The organism is Pseudodesulfovibrio piezophilus C1TLV30 (assembly GCF_000341895.1).
GTDB lineage: Bacteria > Desulfobacterota > Desulfovibrionia > Desulfovibrionales > Desulfovibrionaceae > Pseudodesulfovibrio > Pseudodesulfovibrio piezophilus.
Window position 1 is genome coordinate 1044056 of the sequence record NC_020409.1, and the last position, 18460, is coordinate 1062515.

The following is an 18460-nucleotide window of genomic DNA, read 5'->3' on the forward strand; positions in this document are numbered from 1 at the left end:
ACGGAGCGGCCTGTGGAGTACTTTCATTCCACAGGCCGTTCTTTTCTCTCTCATGCCTCAGAGTAAGTGGCATCGTAAAATAATATATTTTGAAGGCGTTTGATATTGACCCGAAACGATTCCCGTGTTTGTTTCCGACCATGTTGTTCATACACACTGCAAAGTTACGCTCCCTTTCCTGGATGGCGATAGGATAACCATGCGCGCCTTGAGCATTGATTTCGGCCTCAAGCGTGTCGGATTAGCTGTTTCCGACCGTACAGGAACCCTGGTTTCGCCCTACCGGACCATAGAGCGAACCACACGCAATGCCCTCTTTGACGAACTCATTGAGATCATTGTAAAGGAATCGGTTGAAGCTGTCGTTGTCGGACTGCCTCTTTCCCTGTCGGGCGAAGACACCCTGACCACTCGGCAAGCTCGTAATTTCGCCGCCAGTCTGGAACGTCGGACAGACCGCCCCATATATCTGATGGATGAACGACTGACCTCAGCAGAGGCTGAAGAAGAACTCAACGCCGCCAATGTACGCGGCAAGAAACGAAAGATGGCCCTGGACAGTCAGGCGGCCGTCATCATACTGCGCTCATGGCTCGAAAACGCACACTGATTTTCTCCCTTCTCACCCTCATTATCCTTGTCGGCTTTTCGACCGGCGGATATCTGGGATACAAGGCATGGCAGGAAAAACAATTCCTGACCACTCCCCCGGAAACTCCAGGGCTCGACATCATATTCCGTATCGAACCAGGGCAGATTTTTACCACCATTTCTGCCAATCTCAAAACCGCCGGACTGGTTACCAATACGCATAGGTTTCGTAAACTGGCCAGTTCCAAAGGCAAGACCGCGCTGATCCGGGCTGGAGAATTCAAATTGAATACAGGATGGACACCTGGTCGCCTGCTCCACGAACTCACTTCCTCAACCGGCATCATGAAACGAGTCTCCATTCGCGAGGGATTAACCTGGTGGCAAACGGCCGCCCTTATCCAACAGGCGGGAATGGGAACGCAAGATCAATTTACCAAAGCAATCGCAGACCCGGCCATCCTCGATGAATTCGACATACAGGCCTCCAATGCCGAAGGCTATCTCTTCCCGGAAACCTATTTGCTCACCCCTCCGCGAAACGACCAGTCTCACACTATTGTTCGAACCATGCTCAAGGAATTCTTCAAGAACGCCAACAAGGTCTGGCCGAGGGGACTGCCACAGTGGCACGAGTTACATACCGCAGTCATCCTGGCTTCTCTCGTTGAAAAGGAAACAGGCATCCCGGAAGAACGCGCCCGCATTGCAGGAGTTTTCCACAACAGAATCAAAAAGAGGATGCTCATTCAGGCTGATCCCACCATTATCTATGGGCTGGGGCCTTCTTTTGATGGGAATATAACCAAAAGCCATCTGTTGGACCGAGAGAATCCTTATAATACTTATGTGCACCGGGGGTTACCCCCTGGCCCCATCTGCTCCCCCGGCCTGGAGTCACTCATGGCCGCTGTCCATCCTGAACACCATGACTTTCTTTACTTCGTGGCCAAAGGTGACGGCGCCCACCATTTCAGCAAAACTCTGAAAGAACATAATATCGCGGTCAGAAAGTATCAGCTTGAACGAAATCGAAAGACCTACCGCTCTCAACCTGCGAGTTCCACAACGCCCTGACCTCTATCGAATTTGGCAGGCTCAAACAGTGTTCTTCCTGCATCAAGCGTGTTTCTGATACCCATGAGACAATGCATGGAGTTTCTCTCCAGCCTTGAGTCCATGTCCTGTAAAGACTGTGACAATGCTCTCACCCGAACGAGCACTCTCTCCATATCGAGTTGCACCGGCAATAACAGCAGCCGAAGTAGGTTCGATACAGTAGCCCCGCCGCCCCATATCATTCAAGGCAGTGTGAATCTCCCCTTCGCTCACAGACAGGAACATGCCGTCTGAACAACGTACCGCATCAAGCATTTGAGGACCACGCACAGGAGCAGCTATCGCTATTCCTTCGGCTAGGGTTGGCAGGGTGTTGACCTCTGAAACCAATTCCTGCCCTCTCTCAAAGGCATGAGACAAAGGTGCACAGTGAGCCGACTGCACGGCAATCAGCCGAGGGATCGATGTAATGATTCCCAATTCTGCCAATTCGGAAAATCCAAAGAATGCACCAAGCAGAAGGGTTCCATTACCAGCCGGGAGCACCACGGTATCCGGACCTTTCCAACCAAGTTGCTCAACGACTTCATAGGCAAAGGTTTTGGTTCCATGAAAAAAATACGGATTATAGACATGGCTGGCGTAAAAGGTACTTGCGGCAGCGCGCATGCAGGCTGAAGCTGTTTCTTCCCGACTTCCTTCCACCCGAACAAGATCCGCCCCATACAATTCTATCTGCCCCAATTTTCCGGGAGAATTATCCGCAGGGACAAAAATGCGACAGGCAATTCCCGCCTTGGCGCAGTAGGCGGCAACGCTGCACCCGGCATTACCTGAAGAATCTTCCACAACCTTGAGAACCCCCAGATGCCGAGCCATGGCTATCATCACCGAAGCTCCCCGATCCTTATATGAACCGGTAGGAGAAAGTTGTTCCTGCTTGACCCACATTTCCCGATGACCAACGACAACTGGCAGCAGAGGGGTCATTCCTTCCCCCAAAGTTAATTCCACACCATCAGGCACAGGAAGCGCCTCACGATACCGCCAAAGCGTCGCAGGCCGGGAGCTGACATCATCAGGATCCAGAGAAGGCGTGAAGTCAAGATCGAGAAGCCCTTCACAGTCGCATTGCCAACGCAGTTCATTCCCTGCGTACTCCTTGCCGCAGGAACGGCACACTAATGATGTCATCGTATTCTCCCTCTTGTGAATACCCTATCTTCAAACAGGAAAACACCTTTAAACGTGTCACGCCGCCGGAATATAGTCTCGCCCGAGAGCAAGACCACGGCTCTCGAGGAATGAAATGATATCCCCCCGAGCACCTCGACTGGCAACGTATGGGATGCAAAATCCTTCTCCCGGCGCCGGTATGGTCGAGCGGTCGCGAACCTCAATACCATGAACCACATGGCCTATCTTTCGGGGATCAATGTCATAATAGGCGGCAAAGGTTATCCCGTAGTCAAGCAAAAGATCTGCGCGCTTACGGGTAACACGCCCGGCTCCTAGGATATGGACACAGGGGTGATGCGGATTATTCCGTTCGAGCCAGCGCGCCAGATATTCAGTCTTGATGCGGTAAAACGCCTCCACATCGTACCGAGGATGATTTCGGGACAAACGACTTGGCGGGTCATTCCAAACAAGAAGATCCTCATCCACCTTGGCCATCACAACTCCGCCTTCCAGCCACCGAAGCAACAGATCGTAATCCTCAGGGAAATCACCATCGCGATACCCTCCATGAACGTCCAGGCATTCCCGCCGGAACATGATTGACGGATTCGGTACAGGAAATTCCACAAATCTATGCAACTGAATGGATTCAGGAGTCAAAAGCGTATTGGTCCAATCCACATAATGGGCATACCCGGCACTCTGCTCTCTGCATCCGCCAAATCGAACTCGACATCCCACCAACCCCAAGGAAGGGTCAGAGTCGAGCAAACGGGACTGTGCAGCCAACCGGTTCGGGAGGGCCAGGTCATCGGCATCCATACGGGCCAGATACATACCGCGAGCGGTTGCGAGCGCGGTATTGGCTGCGGTAACAACACCACCATGCAAACTCGTAACCACTCGAATACGGGAATCCCGGCCTGCATATTCAGCCAGAACTCCCGCAGTCGTATCAGTACTTCCGTCATCTACGGCCACCACTTCGAAATCCGCCATGGTCTGGGCGAGCAGGCTTTCCAGCGCGGCCCCGACAGTATCCCCACAATTATAGCAGGGTATGGTGACGGAAATCTTCGGCGTGCTCATTTTGTTACAATCCTTCTACTGTGGCAGCGGCCTTTTTAGTGGCTACGGATTCCTTTATTCGACAAATGGAACATCTCCCCACACTCGTGGGAGAGCCACATTCTTTACAGGGTTTCAACTCAGCTCCGATCTCTTTCTCAAGATTGGCAAAGGCCTGTTTACCACGCTGAAGGAACCCCTGATAAAACTGAAACTTCTGACCAGGACTACGATATTCCAACTCCCCCCACAATTCCTTGTGGTTGGTAAAACTGGCTCCTGAAGAATATGGGCAAGGGTCCGAATGTATCTCGATACCCTTCAAAAATGCATAGTTGGCAGTCTCGAATTCAGTCAGCCGAAAAAGCGGTTTGACCTTGCGAACAAAACCGTCGGCAGCGGGCAAAACCGGTCCCTGATCGGAAAGGTACGCTGTATCCCACCGAAGTGTATTGGCAAAAAGGCGTGCGACTTCGTCATCCAGGTTATGCCCAGTAGCCAGTGCATCATAGCCCCCTTCCCTCGCTATGCGGTTAAAATGATGCCGCTTCATCTTGCCGCACACGGCACAGACAGGCCGATCGACGTGCTCTTTGATATCACAAACAGGTAGACCCCATTTCTCCATCTCGAAGACGTCCAATTTCAGATCCTGCGCATCGCAAAAGTTCTCGACTTTCTTACGGGCCTTATAAGACGAATCAGGAATGCCAAGATCAATATGCAACCCTGTGACGTCATATCCCTGCAATTTGAGTTCGAGCATCAAGCCCAGCGAATCCTTGCCACCAGACAGAGCGACAAGAATACGCTCATCCTTGGTAAACATCTTTTCGCGGCGAATAGCGGTTTCAACCTGGCGGGTAAAAAACAACGGAAAACATTCAGGACAAAACCCGGCGTGATGACTCGGAAGAGCGACGCACGCAAGTTTTTTGCAACGAGAGCATTTCATGTGTATAGACTCCTTACCCGGCTGAGGTTACTTTGCGAACCAACAGAGTATCGCCGTTGCTTAATTTCCGATCTGCGGTCAGCAATTCGCCATCGCGAGCGACAAGAGCCATTGTTGAACGAAGTTTGAGTCGATTGAGGACCGCAAGCACGCTCCTGACGTTGGGAATCTCGATGGTCTTTCCATCAGGTTCCAGATGAACGATTACCATGATATTTTTCTCCTTTCCGCCAGCCTTATTGAATACCGGCGGGTTGGTCGGACCCTACTGATGATGGACTCCAAGTTCAAGGAGAGAAACAGGGAACAGGCATGGTCAATGAAGCAACCACAAGGTTTTTTGGCCGAGTGTTAGAATCTGGGCAAAAAAAGTGAAACCGTATTGACCCAAAAGAGAAATATCGAGTAGAGTGAATTAAGGTAAATTCCCAAGGAGGATTCCATGAGCCAACCGAAGATTCTCGTTGTCGACGACGAAAAGCACATACGGATGCTCTACAGAGAAGAACTGGAGGCCGACGGCTATACGGTCGCCACTTCAGACGGCGAGGAGGACATTCTTGATGTCATAGGCCGAGAAGGTCCAACCATCGTGATTCTTGATATCAAACTCGGCGTCAATCGCTCGGGGCTGGACTTGCTCCAGGAGATTCGCGCCAAGGACCAGACCATACCGGTCATACTCTCCACAGCATACGACTCCTTCCAGCACGACCTCAAATCCATTGCAGCCGACTACTACGTGGTCAAGTCCGTGGATCTCACCGAACTCAAAGACAAAGTCCGTATGGCTCTGAACAAAGCCGGTAGTTAACAACCGCCCAACCTGTCACTCATGCGACGCACCCCAAAAATCGGAGTGCGTCGCTTGCTTTTGACCACTCCCAGACGACTGTTCCTATTCCCTCGACAAAGTCACAAAATCCACCATCGTTACAATCAAGCCAAAAACTCGGATTTTTCACGCTTTTCTTAGCCAAGGCTGTTTGACAAGCGATTAGCCGGACAGTACGCTTGCACTGCTTTTGAGGAAAAAAAGCTGAGCGGAACGACCCAATTTACTCCAGGAGGCCCACTTGGCACAAAGCAACAATGCTGAATATGTTCCCATCTCTCCCCTGGTCCTGAGACCGGATACCAAAGGTCAATTCGACATATTCCTGCGGCGTGGCACCAACTACGTCCTCTTCAATGCGAACTCTCTTGTCATTACACGCGACAAGATTCAAGAGTTGGCACACAATGAAAATCCGCATCTCTACATAGATAGACAGGGACTGGACCACTACAAGCGTTACATTCAGGAAAATATAGCTGATCTTCTTGACGATGACAGTGTTGCCCCGGAAGAACGGGCCAAGGCATGGGCTGGCACTGCCACACAGCTTGGTAAAGAACTTTTTGAAAAATCGCTCCCTGGCAGAACTTTTGAACGCAGATTTCAACGGTTCACCAAACTGATTGAAAATTCGAGCAGGTTCCTTCAATCTCCCAAGTCACTCAAAGAGCTTTCCCGGTTCATCAGTAAAGGATATGAAGCATATCATCATGGTATTTCAACCATGGTATATACTGTCAGCCTGATGCAGGAATACGATTATGACGATGCCAAAATTCTCGCCTGCGGCATGGGAGCCATGCTGCACGACATAGGCAAGACCGGATTACCAAAAGAAGTCGTGGAAAGCCCCCACGAAGATTTGACCGATGAGCAAAAGGAACTGTTTGTCCTGCACCCCATGATCGGTGCGAGAACGTGCTCTGCCTTCAACCTGCCCACAGCCGCGTCCAACTGCATCCTGTTCCACCATGAACGGGAAGACGGAACCGGGTACCCCACCAAAGCAAAGGGCAGTGAACTCCCCATCCACACCAAAATTCTCGCCCTTTGCAACGTCTATGACAACCTGACCCGGACAACACGCCATGACAAAGCACTCACTCCATTCAACGCACTCAAGCGGATCATGGATGATGAAGGGCTGGTGGATAAATCAATTCTCAAAAAATTCGTTGAAATGCTTTCACGGGCAGAAATTGTTTAACCGCTTGAGAACTGCATCGGCCGAGACATTCCCCTTGCCCCGCAGTCCTCTTACATGGTAGCCGACCTCATGTTTGATATCTTTTCACCAGACGCGCTTGAACGCTACGTTATCCTCGCGCCGGGCTTGCTGATAGCCTTGGTCGCCCATGAAGTCGCTCATGGCTATGTCGCTTACCTTCTGGGGGATCCAACAGCTCAATCTCAGGGCCGCCTGACGCTCAATCCTCTCAAACATCTTGACCCCATCGGGACGCTTGCCTTTTTCTTCGTTCACTTTGGCTGGGCCAAGCCGGTTCCGGTGAATCCTCGATACTTCAAGGATGTTCGCTTCGGGATGCTGCTTACAGCCATTGCCGGTCCGGGCGTAAATTTCATACTGGCTGCGGTGTTCGCCATAGTTATGCATATTCTCACGACCATACAGTTCCAATCAGGGACACTCTGGGAATCGATTATTGTCCCATTCTATCTGATTTGCCAGGCTGGGGTATACGTCAATCTGATCCTTGGCATTTTCAATCTGATCCCCATACCGCCTCTGGACGGCAGTAACGTTCTGGCATACTTTCTTCCTCCGCGGATAGCGCAGCTGTACATGAGCCTGAGCCGATATGGGTTCATTGTGCTCATCGGCCTCATCCTTATTGGACAATATTCCGGCTACAGCCTTATCGGCCAAGTAATTTTCCCACTGGTTCGCGGATCGGCTGCCCTCCTGGGCATTAACCTGTAACAAAAGATTTTCATCATGAGCGACAACAAACGCATTCTTTCCGGCATGAGGCCCACAGGCCCCCTTCACCTCGGTCACTATTTCGGCGTCATCGCCAACTGGCTCAAGCTCCAGGAAGACTATGACTGTTTCTTCTTTGTCGCCGATTGGCATGCCCTGACCAGCGAATACTCCGACCCGACTCGTATCAAGGGATTTGTTCCCGGACTTGTCAAAGATTGGATCGCAGCCGGGCTTGATCCAGAAAAGTGTACCATCTTTCAGCAGTCAGTGGTCAAGGAACATGCAGAGCTGTATTTGATTCTTTCCATGATCACCCCCTTGGGTTGGTTGGAACGCAACCCGACCTACAAGGAAATCAAGGGAGAACTGGTCCAAAAAGACCTCAGCACACATGGTTTTCTGGGATATCCCGTTCTTCAAGCCGCAGACATCCTGATGTATAAGCCTTTTGCTGTACCAGTAGGAAAAGATCAATTGCCACATCTTGAACTGACCCGCGAAATAGCTCGTCGATTCAACCACCTGAACAAGACCGAATTGTTCCCGGAACCGGCCGACATGCTCACAGAGGAAGCGAAACTGCCCGGTCTCGACGGACGCAAAATGTCCAAGAGCTACGGCAACTCCATCAAGCTTTCTGAGCCGTTGGAAGAAATTTTGCCTAAAGTTCGGAGCATGAAAACCGATGAGAACCGTCTGCGGAGAACAGATCCGGGGAACCCGGATATCTGTAATTTATACCCTTATCACAAGCTAATGACCGACCCAGCCAAGCTGCCCGAAATTCAGGAAGGATGTCGTAATGCGTCATGGGGATGTGTGGACTGTAAAAAGGTTCTCATGGAATCCATGGAAAAATTCCTGACACCGCTCCATGAGCGCCGTGCAGCCTGTACAGATGAACGAGTGGCAGAGATTCTGGAAGCCGGTAACAAGAAAGCGACCGAATTCGCCATGAAAACCATGGATGAAGTTCGCAGTGTTCTGAATCTGGACTTCTAATTCCGAATCTGGACTTCTATTATATAGATATATCCGGGAGCCTTTTGATACAAGGCTCCCATTTTCCATACTGTTTCTCCCCCTAGTGCTGCTGAGACAAATTTTCAGATGAATTATTTGTATTGCAGTGTCTTTAACGATACAGAGATGGAAACCAGTAACCCGCCTCGTGCGTCCTCAGTCATGGAACGCACCATCCCAGTAAAGACGATACGGGATGTGGGGCTGGGATAAGGGGAGAGGGGTGCCCTAAAAGACAGGCTCCTCTCTCCTCTTACTCCAGCCGCTGGAGGACCAACCCCCCAAAGGAGTTAACATGACCGCACAGCAAGGTAGCACCGTCAAGGTTCATTACACAGGTACCCTCAAGGATGACGGCAGCCAGTTCGATTCAAGTGAAGGTCGTGAACCGCTTGAGTTCAAGTTAGGCGAAGGTATGGTTATCGCTGGCTTTGAGCGCGCAGTCCTCGGCAAATCAGTCGGCGAGACCGTCTCCGTGGAGATCCCGCCAGAGGAAGGCTATGGTGAGCCTAATGATGAGCTTGTTTTTCAAGTTCGCAAGGAACAGATTCCACCCAATGTCGAATTGGAAGAAGGCATCATGCTGGAAATCCGTTCGGAAGACGGCACACCTGCTTATGTGCATGTGACGACAATCGAAGAAGATCTGGTCACTCTGGATGGCAATCATCCCTTGGCAGGAAAAATCCTCTGTTTTGATATAGAGGTTGTTGAAGTCATCTAATATATTAATGATTGATTGATATCACATTCAAAACCCGCTTCGGCCTTTATTGGACCGAAGCGGGTTCTTGCACAAGAGACAACAGGACGAAAAGTGATGAGTATTTCCAAACGATGCTGCGAATTGACCCCATTTCTTGTCATGGAGATTCTTGAACAGGCCCAGGCCATGGAGCGCGCCGGGAAGTCCATAATCCACATGGAAGTGGGCGAACCCGACTTTGATACTCCTGACTGTATCAAGCAAGCATCATGCGAAGCGCTCGACAAAGGGCAAACCCACTACACACACTCGCTGGGGATACTGGAACTTCGAGAAGCCATAGCCGAAGATTATCGCATGCGCTACGGCGTCACTATTGACCCCGGAACCATCGCGATTACACAAGGAACAAGCCCCGCGATGCTGGCGCTGTTCTCCTCAATTCTGGAAGATGGCGACAAGGTCATCACCTCGGACCCATGCTACGCTTGTTACGACAATTTCATCACGTTTGCCGGTGCCGAGCCCATCAAAATTCCAGTGCGCGAGGAAGACTCTTTCCAGTTCAGGGTTTCAGCCATTCGCGAAGCCATTGAAACCAATGAAAGTGTCAAAGCAATTCTCATCAATTCCCCGGCCAACCCAACTGGGACGCTGCTGTCTGCGGAACGCATGCAGGCCATTGCTGATCTGGCAGAAGAAAAAGGTCTTTGGATAATTTCCGATGAAATCTACCATGGACTGGTCTATGAAGGAAAAGAACACTCTATCCTGGAGTTTACAGATAAGGCCTTTGTCCTGAATGGATTTTCCAAACTCTACGCCATGACAGGATGGCGATTGGGATACATGATCGCACCGCACGATTTCATTCGTCCCCTTCAGATCATGTGCCAGAATTTTTTCATCTCCGCCAATACCATGGCTCAATGGGGAGGTGTGGCCGCACTCAAGAAAGCGGACCTCGACGTCGCACGCATGCACGGCATCTACAATGAACGACGTATTTACATGCTCGACCGTCTCAAGAACATGGGATTTCATATCAAACACGACCCAACCGGTGCATTCTACGTTTTGGTCAACATGCGCCACCTGGCAGCCAAATTTGACGGATCATCACTGCAACTGGCTTACGACATGCTTGCAAACGCTCAAATCGGAGTGACACCAGGCATAGACTTCGGCAAAAATACCGAAGGGTTCATTCGCTTCTCCTATGCCAATTCCATCGAGAATATCAAAGAGGGCATGGATAGACTGGAACGCTATCTGATGGCCCACTCGGACGTCCATCCAGCATAGAAAAACAGAGGCCGTTGGACAATAACGGCCTCTCCTCTGCTTAGACGACGATATTCAACCCGGTATACGAACTTGTTCCCTGTCCAAAGCCGAGAACAAGCCCTCCCCCATCAAACCAACTGGTCGGGTCACTGTTGTCCTCATACCACCAGGAAAGAGATTCCTGCTGAATATTCTGTTTCAACTCCGTTGCACTCAACTTTGAGTTGGAAACACTGGTCAACTTTCCAAGCTGGATAATCTTTTGAAATTCGTCAATCTTGTCTGGATTATCCTCAAAATACTGATCAATGATCGCCTTATCAGGATGTCCACTGGTCACAGTCACCTTGCCGGTTGTCGGATCGTACGTCAGTGGATACTCTGCATCGGGGTCAACGCCAAGTTCCTCAAGGTCGGCCTTGACTGATTCGTCCCAAGCCTCCTCCAATTGCTCCCGATATTCATCAACATCCTTGAAAGAGAGCTTTCCGTCATTTCCTTTGGGAACCTCTGACAGCAGCGACTGAATCTGACTGCTAATCTGAGACTGCCATGTCGTGCTTGCAGAAGAACTGCTGCTCGCACTACTTGAACTTGACGTAGTTGAAGAATTCCCCAGTGTGGTTTGAAGCAGGGAATACGTATCCGAATAATTGAGAGAACTAATGCCATCAGTGGACATAACTGTTTCCTCTTCTCTTGAGGTTACGGGAAATATTTTCCTGCTTTGTTAAGAAGCATAAGACGTGCCATCGAATATTAAGACATGACGGGGGGGGGGTGAAGCAACCATGGAGGGGCCAGAAAGAATCAAACTATGCAACAAATAAAAGGGATCGGTTCCCCGATCCCTTTTATTTGTTGTGGCAAGACGTTATTTCGTTACAAAATAATGGCTATTTCCTGAAGACACGAGGGAAGGTCGAAGTATCTTCCAACCGAAATCCCGCTTTGGATATTTCATTTCGCAAGGCATCCGAAGCTGAAAAATCCTTTTCCTCACGGGCTTTTTGACGATCAGTCAAAAGCCCTTTCACTTGTGCGGGAAGGTCTGAAAATGGAAGAGGCATTTGCGCATGGTCAAGAATACCGAGAAGACTATCCACGCCCAGCAATTCGTCAAGACAGAGACGAGCGCTGGCTGTGTTCAGCTGTCCAGCCGAAGCCCATCCGTTGACTCGTTTCACAAATTTAAAAAGCACTGGCCAAAAATGATGCAAGGCGAGATCATCACTCACTGCCGCCTTCAAGCCCGCTTTGAGATTGAAGACTGCCTGCCTGACTCCCTCGGAGACGTCTTCTCCATTCACATCCAAAGCCAGAGTGAGTGCTATTGCCCCTTCCTGAATCCTCCGCCAATTACGCGCCCACATGGTCAGATTCTCATCCGAAGCACAAAGCGGCTTACGACTCGCTACAGAGAGGAGCCAGAAGCGGGCAGCATGAAACCCACCGAGTTTTTCAGCCACGCTTGCCAAATCCTGATCAGCGCAGTCTGTAGACTGCTGACACACAATCCAGGCCTGAAGTTCACGCCCCGAGGCTGACCAAATTGCACGAAGATTCTCCAGATGAGGGAATCGATGTTTTTCACTCCCAATAATTATATCGGTACGCGGCATGGCTGTCAGAGCCATGGCTGCATGTTGCAGAAACCAACTGGGACGAACATTTCCCCATTGGGTTTCCAACACTTCCCCCTGTTTGAGATCAAGGAGAGAAGCACGTTTGAGCAGGGTAAAATCCAGCGGATTATCTTTGACATAGGCATCGAGATCGACTGTCCGGCCACCAGAGACCTTATCCATATCGACAGTCCCGATCTCGCCATACCGCTTGTCACGGAACACATCGAAATAAACCGATCGCAATTTCTCGTATGCCAATCCCTTACCCAGTAACTTTCCACACAACTCCACAGACATGGTGTTGCTTGTCGTGGAAAGAGGGAATTCAATGGCCTGCGTCACCCCCATCTGAGCAGCACGGGCAAGGATATCTTCTCGACGTTGCATGGCAAAAGAGCTTCGTGATGTATGCTCCTTCCGAGCTGCCGCCAGTGTTCGATCATCCATGTCGGTCAATCCCACGGCAGCTTCAGTCGGTACTCCCCGTGCCGCTAACTGCCGTGTCAGGACATCAAGAAGCACCACCCGTCGCCATGCATCCAGCCCATCCGGGTTATCCAGGCTCGGTCCCATTGAATAAAGACCAAGCCCTCCCGTGATGGTAATTTCCTTCTCTGCACCTGATGCCATGTCAAAAACGTTCATCCCACTCGCCGCTCGTTGGCGATACAAATGAGTAGAAAGATATCGCTCCCCACTATCCGGGAAAATGGTGACCACAAGCCCAGTATCCAAACGTTCTGCCAACTGCATGGCTCCGGCCATAGCTGCACCGGAACTCATGCCCGTGAAAAGTCCCTCTTCACGGGCAAGGCGGCGACAGGTTTCAAAGGCAACCTCGTCATCAACATGCACAATCTCATCGAGCCATGCCTTATTGTAAATACCTGGAGGATAGGACTCCAACATGTTCTTCAGTCCCTGAATCTTATGACCCGCGTTCGGCTCTACCGCCGTCACATGCACATCCCCCATCTCGTGCAACCGTTTGGCAACTCCCATGGCTGTTCCCGAGGTACCAAGAGTCATGATGCAATGAGTCACCGCACCATGGGTCTGATCCCATATTTCAAGACCAGTACCAGTATAATGGGCATCGATGGATGCGAGATTGTTGAACTGATCCATCAGGACATACTTGTCAGGTTCCTCGCGAGCGTAGCGGTACGCCTTTTCTATAGCTCCATCCGTTGACAGATGTCCTGGGGTCAACTCCAGCTCCGCACCATAGGCAGCCATAATCATCTTTCGTTCTTCACTGGCTGTCTCGGGCATAAGCAATTTAATGCGATATCCCTTGATGGCAGCGACCATCGCCAGTCCGACACCGGTATTCCCCGACGTCGCCTCTATAATAATCTTGTCTCGTGTCAGCTCACCAGACGCCTCGGCAGCCTCAATCATGGCCACTGCAACCCTGTCCTTGATCGATCCCCCGGGATTCTGAGACTCGATTTTAGCCAAAATCTTGACATTCGGATTCGGATTGAGGTGGCGTATCTCCACCATCGGTGTGCCACCGATCAGCGTCAGCAGGTCTTTATTCATGGCATTCCCCTGAAATCATGGGCAAAGTATTATCATTGAGTTCCAGCACAGTAGGGCATTCTCTCTCTCTGCGCAACTGGCACGTAACATGCAAAACCCTGCAAAAAAAAGCACAACTTTCTACGAAAGGATTTGGCATGACCGCTTACCCTCATTTACAGCCCAACATAGAATACCTCCAGCGTACAGGAAATCCAATTTACCAATGGCTCACTGCGCAGGATTTTCAGCAGGACAAGTTGTTGAAAAATATTTTCATCAATAAATTCGGAATACACGATTGGCGCATGGAAACAGGGCAAGGAATGTTTGAAGCAATGCCTCCCCAAGGTATTTACCAAAACTGGATTCACAATGAAAAACCGGATACTTCAGCGACATTCATAGTCGGTGCAAACCTCGGTTATGGAGTGAACCACATCCTTTCCAAAACCCCGGACTCTCACAAGGTCATGCTCCTCGAGCCTCGCGCCGAAATGATTTTAGCCTGCCTGGGACAAACAGATTATCGTCCTTTTTTCGAAGCCAAAAAATTCCACATCCTGGTTCCTGATCACGATTTCATCAATGAAGTCATCCGCAATCTCGACCTCCAGTTCATCTATGGTCAGATTCACCTCAAGGCTGATATTCCCAGCCAACAAATGGGGCCAGAGTATGCTCGATGGACACGCATCGTCAGAGATAAACTGGAAAACTTTTCTCTGGAACTGTCTACTCTACGTTTCAGACAAGACATTATGGTCGGAAATGAAATTCACAATTTCAAAAGGGCCTTGAAGGACGGATCCCTGAAAAGTCTGCAAGGCAAGGCTCAGGGAGTTGGCGGCGTCATCCTGGGTGCAGGTCCAAGCCTGGAGGAAAATGTTCCGGCCTTGAAAGCCAATCGCGGTCACGTTTTGTATACCTGCGCCCTTCAAACCGTTCCGGTACTTCACCAACTGGGATTGAAGCCGCACTTTTGCGCTGCCATTGATTACGACAAGAGTATGCTTGATGTTTTCATGCGACTTGACCCCGACTTTGCGCATGACATTCCTCTCATATATTCAACCAAGCTCAACCCGGAAGTCGTCAAGCGATATCCGGGTCCCACTCTTCCCCTGTGGACTGTGGGCGGCATGGGAACCTATGTCATGAAAGAGCGTGATCTGGTCCTCGACGCTGGCGGCAATGTTTCCGTCACCCTATCACGCCTATTGCGGTGGTGCGGAGTCAGCCACATGGTCATGGTCGGCCAGGATTACGCATGGCTCAACAACAAATCTCACGCAGCAGGCCATCACCACCATTCAACCAACATGAAACTGCAAAGTTTTCACCAGACCACCACCAACATGGATGGCGAAGAAATTCTGACCACCGTACAATACATGACAGCCAAACGTGAGTTGGAAGACGATTTACGCCAATCTTCCTTCCCCGTGTACAATATCTATGGCGGCGGTGTTCCCATAAACGGCACCAAACCCATCGACATTGCAAAGGCGTACAAGCAGGGAATTCTCGCCTCCGCTCCCGGCAGTGTGGATCGTTTCATGACAGAGTTGGTAAGCTGCAAGCATAAGGGAGAAAGCATCTTCTTCGAACCAAGAGGTCCACGCTGGTCTACATCCCTTCGCAATGCGGAAAAACATCTCGGTAAATTATTCAAGAGCCTGACGGCAAACCAAAAGGATATTCACGAGACATTCAAACGTGTGGAAATGTTCATCAAGCAAGACCCTCTCTATATGCCGTACCTTTTCAATGAAGCCATTGACCTGGCAGGACTGACCCGTGCCAAACAAAAGTACGAGATCAAGGATTTTCCCGAATTCAAACGTATTGCCAAATGCGTGATGAAAAAAGTGCGCGAAATAGATCGACTCGTCTGCACTGATCTCAAAAATCAGGATGTGGCCTGATCCACTTCTCAAAGAGAAAAAGAGCGGGCCGTATTTCTGAAAATGCGGCCCGCTTGTTTATGGATGGAGAGGGAGTCGTCGCTCTATCAGGGTCTCTTCTTACGACGAACGAGTAACCAGAGTACCAGGAGTATGACTGCGCCGGTTCCGAAGACTTCCACGTTGGAAGCCAGGAACATGATGCGACCGACCAGGTGCTGATGCTCCTTATCCGTCACCGGAATCAACCCCAACCGACTGCCCGTAATGGAAAGGATGGCATAGGCAATGGCACCATCCGGAACTTCCTTATGGCAGGCGACACAAACACCGACACGCTCCATTTTGGAACGCTGCTCGGCCGTGAGAGGCCCGGAAGTCGGCCAATGGGACCCGACTGTCTGCAACTGTTTGCCATCCCGAGTTATTATCTGGTCAAGAGTCATGGGCAAATCCGGGATAGGCGACACCTGGTACTTGGCATGAGTGGATAACAACTCACCGGTGTTCGTCATCATCTCTGCATAGACGCCCTGCTGGTACGACTTCATGTAACGCCCGTCATGCGTCCCATACCCAAGAGCCTTTGAAGAAGCATGGCAGGAAACGCAGTCCCGAGCCTCCCGTGTCGTGGTATGAGGTGCGGCCGGAGCCATGTCCAACCCGCGCAACCCAGCTTTTGCTCCATACTCAGGTCCGTTGGGCGTCGTCCAGATCTTATTATTGATGACTGTCTTTCCGTCCGGCCCAATCACCGTTGTTATCTGCTGGCAACCTGGAATGACCGGAGTTACTCGTCCTTCTCCATTAATGCCCAGCACCGGATTTTCCCATCGCAGATAAGAGCGGCTCTCGCTCGCCTTGCCCATAAGTTTTTGTTGCTGGTTGGTTCCGTCAGCCAGCCGGGCATTCCCGGTGGCGACCCAATCCGTATCAGACTTGTCGCCCGAATAATCCACTTTGATATGGCATCCGTAGCATTGGGGAGCCCAAGCGGAGTGGCAGGCATAGCATTCCATCTTGGCCACATGCTCGGTGTTGCGAATTTTCGCAGCCATGGCCTTTTCCGGTTCCTTCCATTTGTTCTCCTTGGCAATACCCTTGAGTGCCGGGACTTCAAAGTCCAACCCCGTTGCCGAGTGAACGATAACTTTATCTCCCTTGCGCACAATATTCCCAAGCGGGTTCCCGCGGGCAGAGAGAATATAGCCATCCTCCATGGGATATATCATTCCACTGGCAACCTCGGACGGCAAGGAATCAGCGGTTCCCCGGCCATTTTCCATATCCAATTCGTTCCCGAATTCGTCACCGAACCCGAGGGGCAATTCCCATGGATACTTCTGTGCCGTACCATGGCAGTCAGCGCACTCAATTTCCACATTGGCCAGGAGGGTCCCGGTTATATTTCCGTTCCCATGCATCGAAGTGGTTGCGTGGCAATCCTGACAAAGCAACCCGCCTTCAGGATTCCCTTCACGGGACTTGAGCCTGTGATGAACATCGTCCTGAATGGGGGTATAGTATTTGGTATGCAGTTTTGGCATTTTGGAACCATCTGCCGTAAACGGCGTCCCATAGGGGAATTCCATCAGCCCCTGATACGACATTCCAATACGCTTGCCTCTGTTATGACAGGAAGCGCATGTTTCCTGCGGAATACCCGAATAGACCTTGCCATTGACCACGACCTTGGCGTCGCGAGAGGCCTGGATAGAGTGAACAAGCATACGCCCGCTCTTCTCTCTGGGAACTGTGACATCCCCACCTTCATAAAAACCTTCATTAGAGTACGGAATATGGCAGGAGGCACACCCCATGCCACGGAAATCGCCTCGCCTGTCGCGGCCTTTGACACCAACATGGCAGCGCTGGCATTGAGAGCGGATATAAGTATACACCGCCGTTTCAGGATTGGCGGCGACAGTTTCCACATCAGTGGCAGGCATGACCTTGAGTCTTTGAGGAAAAACATCCGGATTGGCCTGCATCAATTGACGAGTATACGCTTTGTATTCCTCGGTCCCGAAAACCGGAGTATCGCCATCCGGGTCATCTATGTCATAATTTCCATAGATAACCTTCATGCCGGTCCCTGCCGATCCCCAGCCCCACAGGCAGCCAGCGATCTTGCCCGCCTCAGTCTGCATGATGGATCGATGCCCGGCATAGACCCAATCTTCATGACACTGACCACATGTCTTGCCATTGACCCACATTGAACCGGCGTGTGTGACAAATTCTGTCAGGAGACTTCCTCCAGGCACACCGGTATGAGCGATCTTGGCATCCTTTTCCTCTGTCGGATTTCCCCCATGGCACACAACACACCCATTCGGGTCGCCCAATGCGGCTCCTTTGGCATAAATCTGCCGAGCCATCTCCGAATCATGTGCGCGTATCGGCTCAACTCCGGCGTGGCATTTTCCGGGTGCCAAACACCCTGTATTTTGAGCCGGATATCCGGCTGGGTCCATTTCCGATACCGGAATATTTCCGGCAAAGGCCATGATCGGAAGCATCACCAGCCCCATGGTGATACCCGATAACAGCATGCGTCGAAGCAAACACTCAACTGTTTTCATAACGCCTCTCCTATAAAGATCCATTTCACACAATTACAGCTCCCATAGCATGATTGACACAATCATGTACAGGTGAAGGCAATTTTGATGCGGTTATAAATATTGCACGCCAGAACGGTATGACCGGTCTCAACGCACCTTTTACAAATAACTGTTGAC

At 50.8% G+C, this 18460-nt stretch carries 16 protein-coding genes; 9 read left to right on the forward strand and 7 right to left on the reverse strand.

What is annotated here, in order from left to right; genetic code table 11:
* The first annotated feature begins 199 nt into the window (after nt 1-199).
* Nucleotides 200-610 (forward strand): Holliday junction resolvase RuvX, encoded by a 411-nt coding sequence (ruvX, locus tag BN4_RS05045; protein WP_015414282.1) that lies wholly within the window; start codon nt 200-202, stop codon nt 608-610.
* Entirely contained in the window at nt 589-1668 is a 1080-nt protein-coding gene (mltG, locus tag BN4_RS05050) for an endolytic transglycosylase MltG (RefSeq protein ID WP_015414283.1), read from the forward strand. Before ruvX ends, mltG begins: the two co-directional genes overlap by 22 nt.
* 42 nt (nt 1669-1710) lie before the next feature.
* Here mltG and BN4_RS05055 read toward each other — a convergent pair whose 3' ends face one another.
* Genes BN4_RS05055 through BN4_RS05070 form a run of 4 tightly spaced genes read right to left on the reverse strand, consistent with a single transcriptional unit; the run spans nt 1711 to nt 5066 of the window.
* Complete coding sequence (locus BN4_RS05055; protein WP_015414284.1) at nt 1711-2844, reverse strand: threonine synthase; 1134 nt, start codon at nt 2842-2844, stop codon at nt 1711-1713.
* A gap of 57 nt (nt 2845-2901) precedes the next feature.
* Nucleotides 2902-3921: a glycosyltransferase gene (locus BN4_RS05060; protein WP_015414285.1), complete on the reverse strand. Its 1020-nt coding sequence runs from the start codon at nt 3919-3921 to the stop codon at nt 2902-2904.
* A gap of 4 nt (nt 3922-3925) precedes the next feature.
* The gene (locus tag BN4_RS05065; protein WP_015414286.1) at nt 3926-4855 is read right to left on the reverse strand and encodes an ATP-binding protein; all 930 of its coding nucleotides are present in this window, start codon (nt 4853-4855) and stop codon (nt 3926-3928) included.
* A 13-nt stretch (nt 4856-4868) separates the two neighbouring features.
* Nucleotides 4869-5066 (reverse strand): ubiquitin family protein, encoded by a 198-nt coding sequence (locus BN4_RS05070; RefSeq protein ID WP_015414287.1) that lies wholly within the window; start codon nt 5064-5066, stop codon nt 4869-4871.
* Nucleotides 5067-5297: 231 nt separating this feature from the next.
* Between BN4_RS05070 and BN4_RS05075 the strand changes: the two genes are divergently transcribed.
* The 6 genes from BN4_RS05075 (at nt 5298) to BN4_RS05100 (ending at nt 10672) form a co-directional block, all read left to right on the forward strand.
* A complete protein-coding gene (locus BN4_RS05075) occupies nt 5298-5669 on the forward strand; it encodes a response regulator (RefSeq protein ID WP_015414289.1) in 372 nt (123 codons plus the stop codon).
* Nucleotides 5670-5931: 262 nt separating this feature from the next.
* Nucleotides 5932-6900 carry an HD-GYP domain-containing protein gene (locus BN4_RS05080; RefSeq protein WP_015414290.1) on the forward strand — a complete coding sequence of 323 codons (969 nt, stop codon included), beginning with the start codon at nt 5932-5934 and terminating at the stop codon, nt 6898-6900.
* 69 nt (nt 6901-6969) lie between these two features.
* Nucleotides 6970-7635 carry a site-2 protease family protein gene (locus BN4_RS05085; protein ID WP_041720652.1) on the forward strand — a complete coding sequence of 222 codons (666 nt, stop codon included), beginning with the start codon at nt 6970-6972 and terminating at the stop codon, nt 7633-7635.
* Nucleotides 7636-7650: 15 nt separating this feature from the next.
* Nucleotides 7651-8640, forward strand: coding sequence for a tryptophan--tRNA ligase (trpS, locus tag BN4_RS05090; RefSeq protein WP_015414292.1), 990 nt, complete (start codon nt 7651-7653; stop codon nt 8638-8640).
* A gap of 316 nt (nt 8641-8956) precedes the next feature.
* Nucleotides 8957-9385, forward strand: coding sequence for an FKBP-type peptidyl-prolyl cis-trans isomerase (locus tag BN4_RS05095; RefSeq protein WP_015414293.1), 429 nt, complete (start codon nt 8957-8959; stop codon nt 9383-9385).
* A gap of 96 nt (nt 9386-9481) precedes the next feature.
* On the forward strand, nt 9482-10672 hold the full coding sequence (locus tag BN4_RS05100) for a pyridoxal phosphate-dependent aminotransferase (RefSeq protein WP_015414294.1): 1191 nt from the start codon (nt 9482-9484) through the stop codon (nt 10670-10672).
* A gap of 40 nt (nt 10673-10712) precedes the next feature.
* Here BN4_RS05100 and BN4_RS05105 read toward each other — a convergent pair whose 3' ends face one another.
* Nucleotides 10713-11336, reverse strand: coding sequence for a hypothetical protein (locus tag BN4_RS05105; RefSeq protein ID WP_015414295.1), 624 nt, complete (start codon nt 11334-11336; stop codon nt 10713-10715).
* Nucleotides 11337-11550: 214 nt separating this feature from the next.
* Nucleotides 11551-13830, reverse strand: coding sequence for a cysteine synthase (locus BN4_RS05110; protein ID WP_015414296.1), 2280 nt, complete (start codon nt 13828-13830; stop codon nt 11551-11553).
* Nucleotides 13831-13967: 137 nt separating this feature from the next.
* Here BN4_RS05110 and BN4_RS05115 point away from each other — a divergent pair, with 137 nt between their 5' ends.
* Nucleotides 13968-15737: a motility associated factor glycosyltransferase family protein gene (locus BN4_RS05115; RefSeq protein WP_015414297.1), complete on the forward strand. Its 1770-nt coding sequence runs from the start codon at nt 13968-13970 to the stop codon at nt 15735-15737.
* A gap of 86 nt (nt 15738-15823) precedes the next feature.
* On the opposite strand, the gene BN4_RS05120 is transcribed toward BN4_RS05115, so the two are convergent.
* Nucleotides 15824-18301, reverse strand: a complete 2478-nt coding sequence (locus BN4_RS05120) for a hypothetical protein (RefSeq protein ID WP_015414298.1) — start codon at nt 18299-18301, stop codon at nt 15824-15826.
* Nucleotides 18302-18460: the final 159 nt, after the last annotated feature.

Bases quoted from the DNA above. Each gene is read 5' to 3' on its own strand.
- BN4_RS05120 (WP_015414298.1), bottom strand. From the start codon at position 18,301: ATGAAAACAGTTGAGTGTTTGCTTCGACGCATGCTGTTATCGGGTATC.
- mltG (WP_015414283.1), top strand. From the start codon at position 589: ATGGCTCGAAAACGCACACTGATTTTCTCCCTTCTCACCCTCATTATC.
- trpS (WP_015414292.1), top strand. From the start codon at position 7,651: ATGAGCGACAACAAACGCATTCTTTCCGGCATGAGGCCCACAGGCCCC.
- BN4_RS05055 (WP_015414284.1), bottom strand. From the start codon at position 2,844: ATGACATCATTAGTGTGCCGTTCCTGCGGCAAGGAGTACGCAGGGAAT.
- BN4_RS05070 (WP_015414287.1), bottom strand. From the start codon at position 5,066: ATGGTAATCGTTCATCTGGAACCTGATGGAAAGACCATCGAGATTCCC.
- BN4_RS05100 (WP_015414294.1), top strand. From the start codon at position 9,482: ATGAGTATTTCCAAACGATGCTGCGAATTGACCCCATTTCTTGTCATG.
- BN4_RS05095 (WP_015414293.1), top strand. From the start codon at position 8,957: ATGACCGCACAGCAAGGTAGCACCGTCAAGGTTCATTACACAGGTACC.
- BN4_RS05110 (WP_015414296.1), bottom strand. From the start codon at position 13,830: ATGAATAAAGACCTGCTGACGCTGATCGGTGGCACACCGATGGTGGAG.
- BN4_RS05115 (WP_015414297.1), top strand. From the start codon at position 13,968: ATGACCGCTTACCCTCATTTACAGCCCAACATAGAATACCTCCAGCGT.
- BN4_RS05075 (WP_015414289.1), top strand. From the start codon at position 5,298: ATGAGCCAACCGAAGATTCTCGTTGTCGACGACGAAAAGCACATACGG.
- BN4_RS05065 (WP_015414286.1), bottom strand. From the start codon at position 4,855: ATGAAATGCTCTCGTTGCAAAAAACTTGCGTGCGTCGCTCTTCCGAGT.
- BN4_RS05105 (WP_015414295.1), bottom strand. From the start codon at position 11,336: ATGTCCACTGATGGCATTAGTTCTCTCAATTATTCGGATACGTATTCC.
- BN4_RS05085 (WP_041720652.1), top strand. From the start codon at position 6,970: ATGTTTGATATCTTTTCACCAGACGCGCTTGAACGCTACGTTATCCTC.
- ruvX (WP_015414282.1), top strand. From the start codon at position 200: ATGCGCGCCTTGAGCATTGATTTCGGCCTCAAGCGTGTCGGATTAGCT.
- BN4_RS05060 (WP_015414285.1), bottom strand. From the start codon at position 3,921: ATGAGCACGCCGAAGATTTCCGTCACCATACCCTGCTATAATTGTGGG.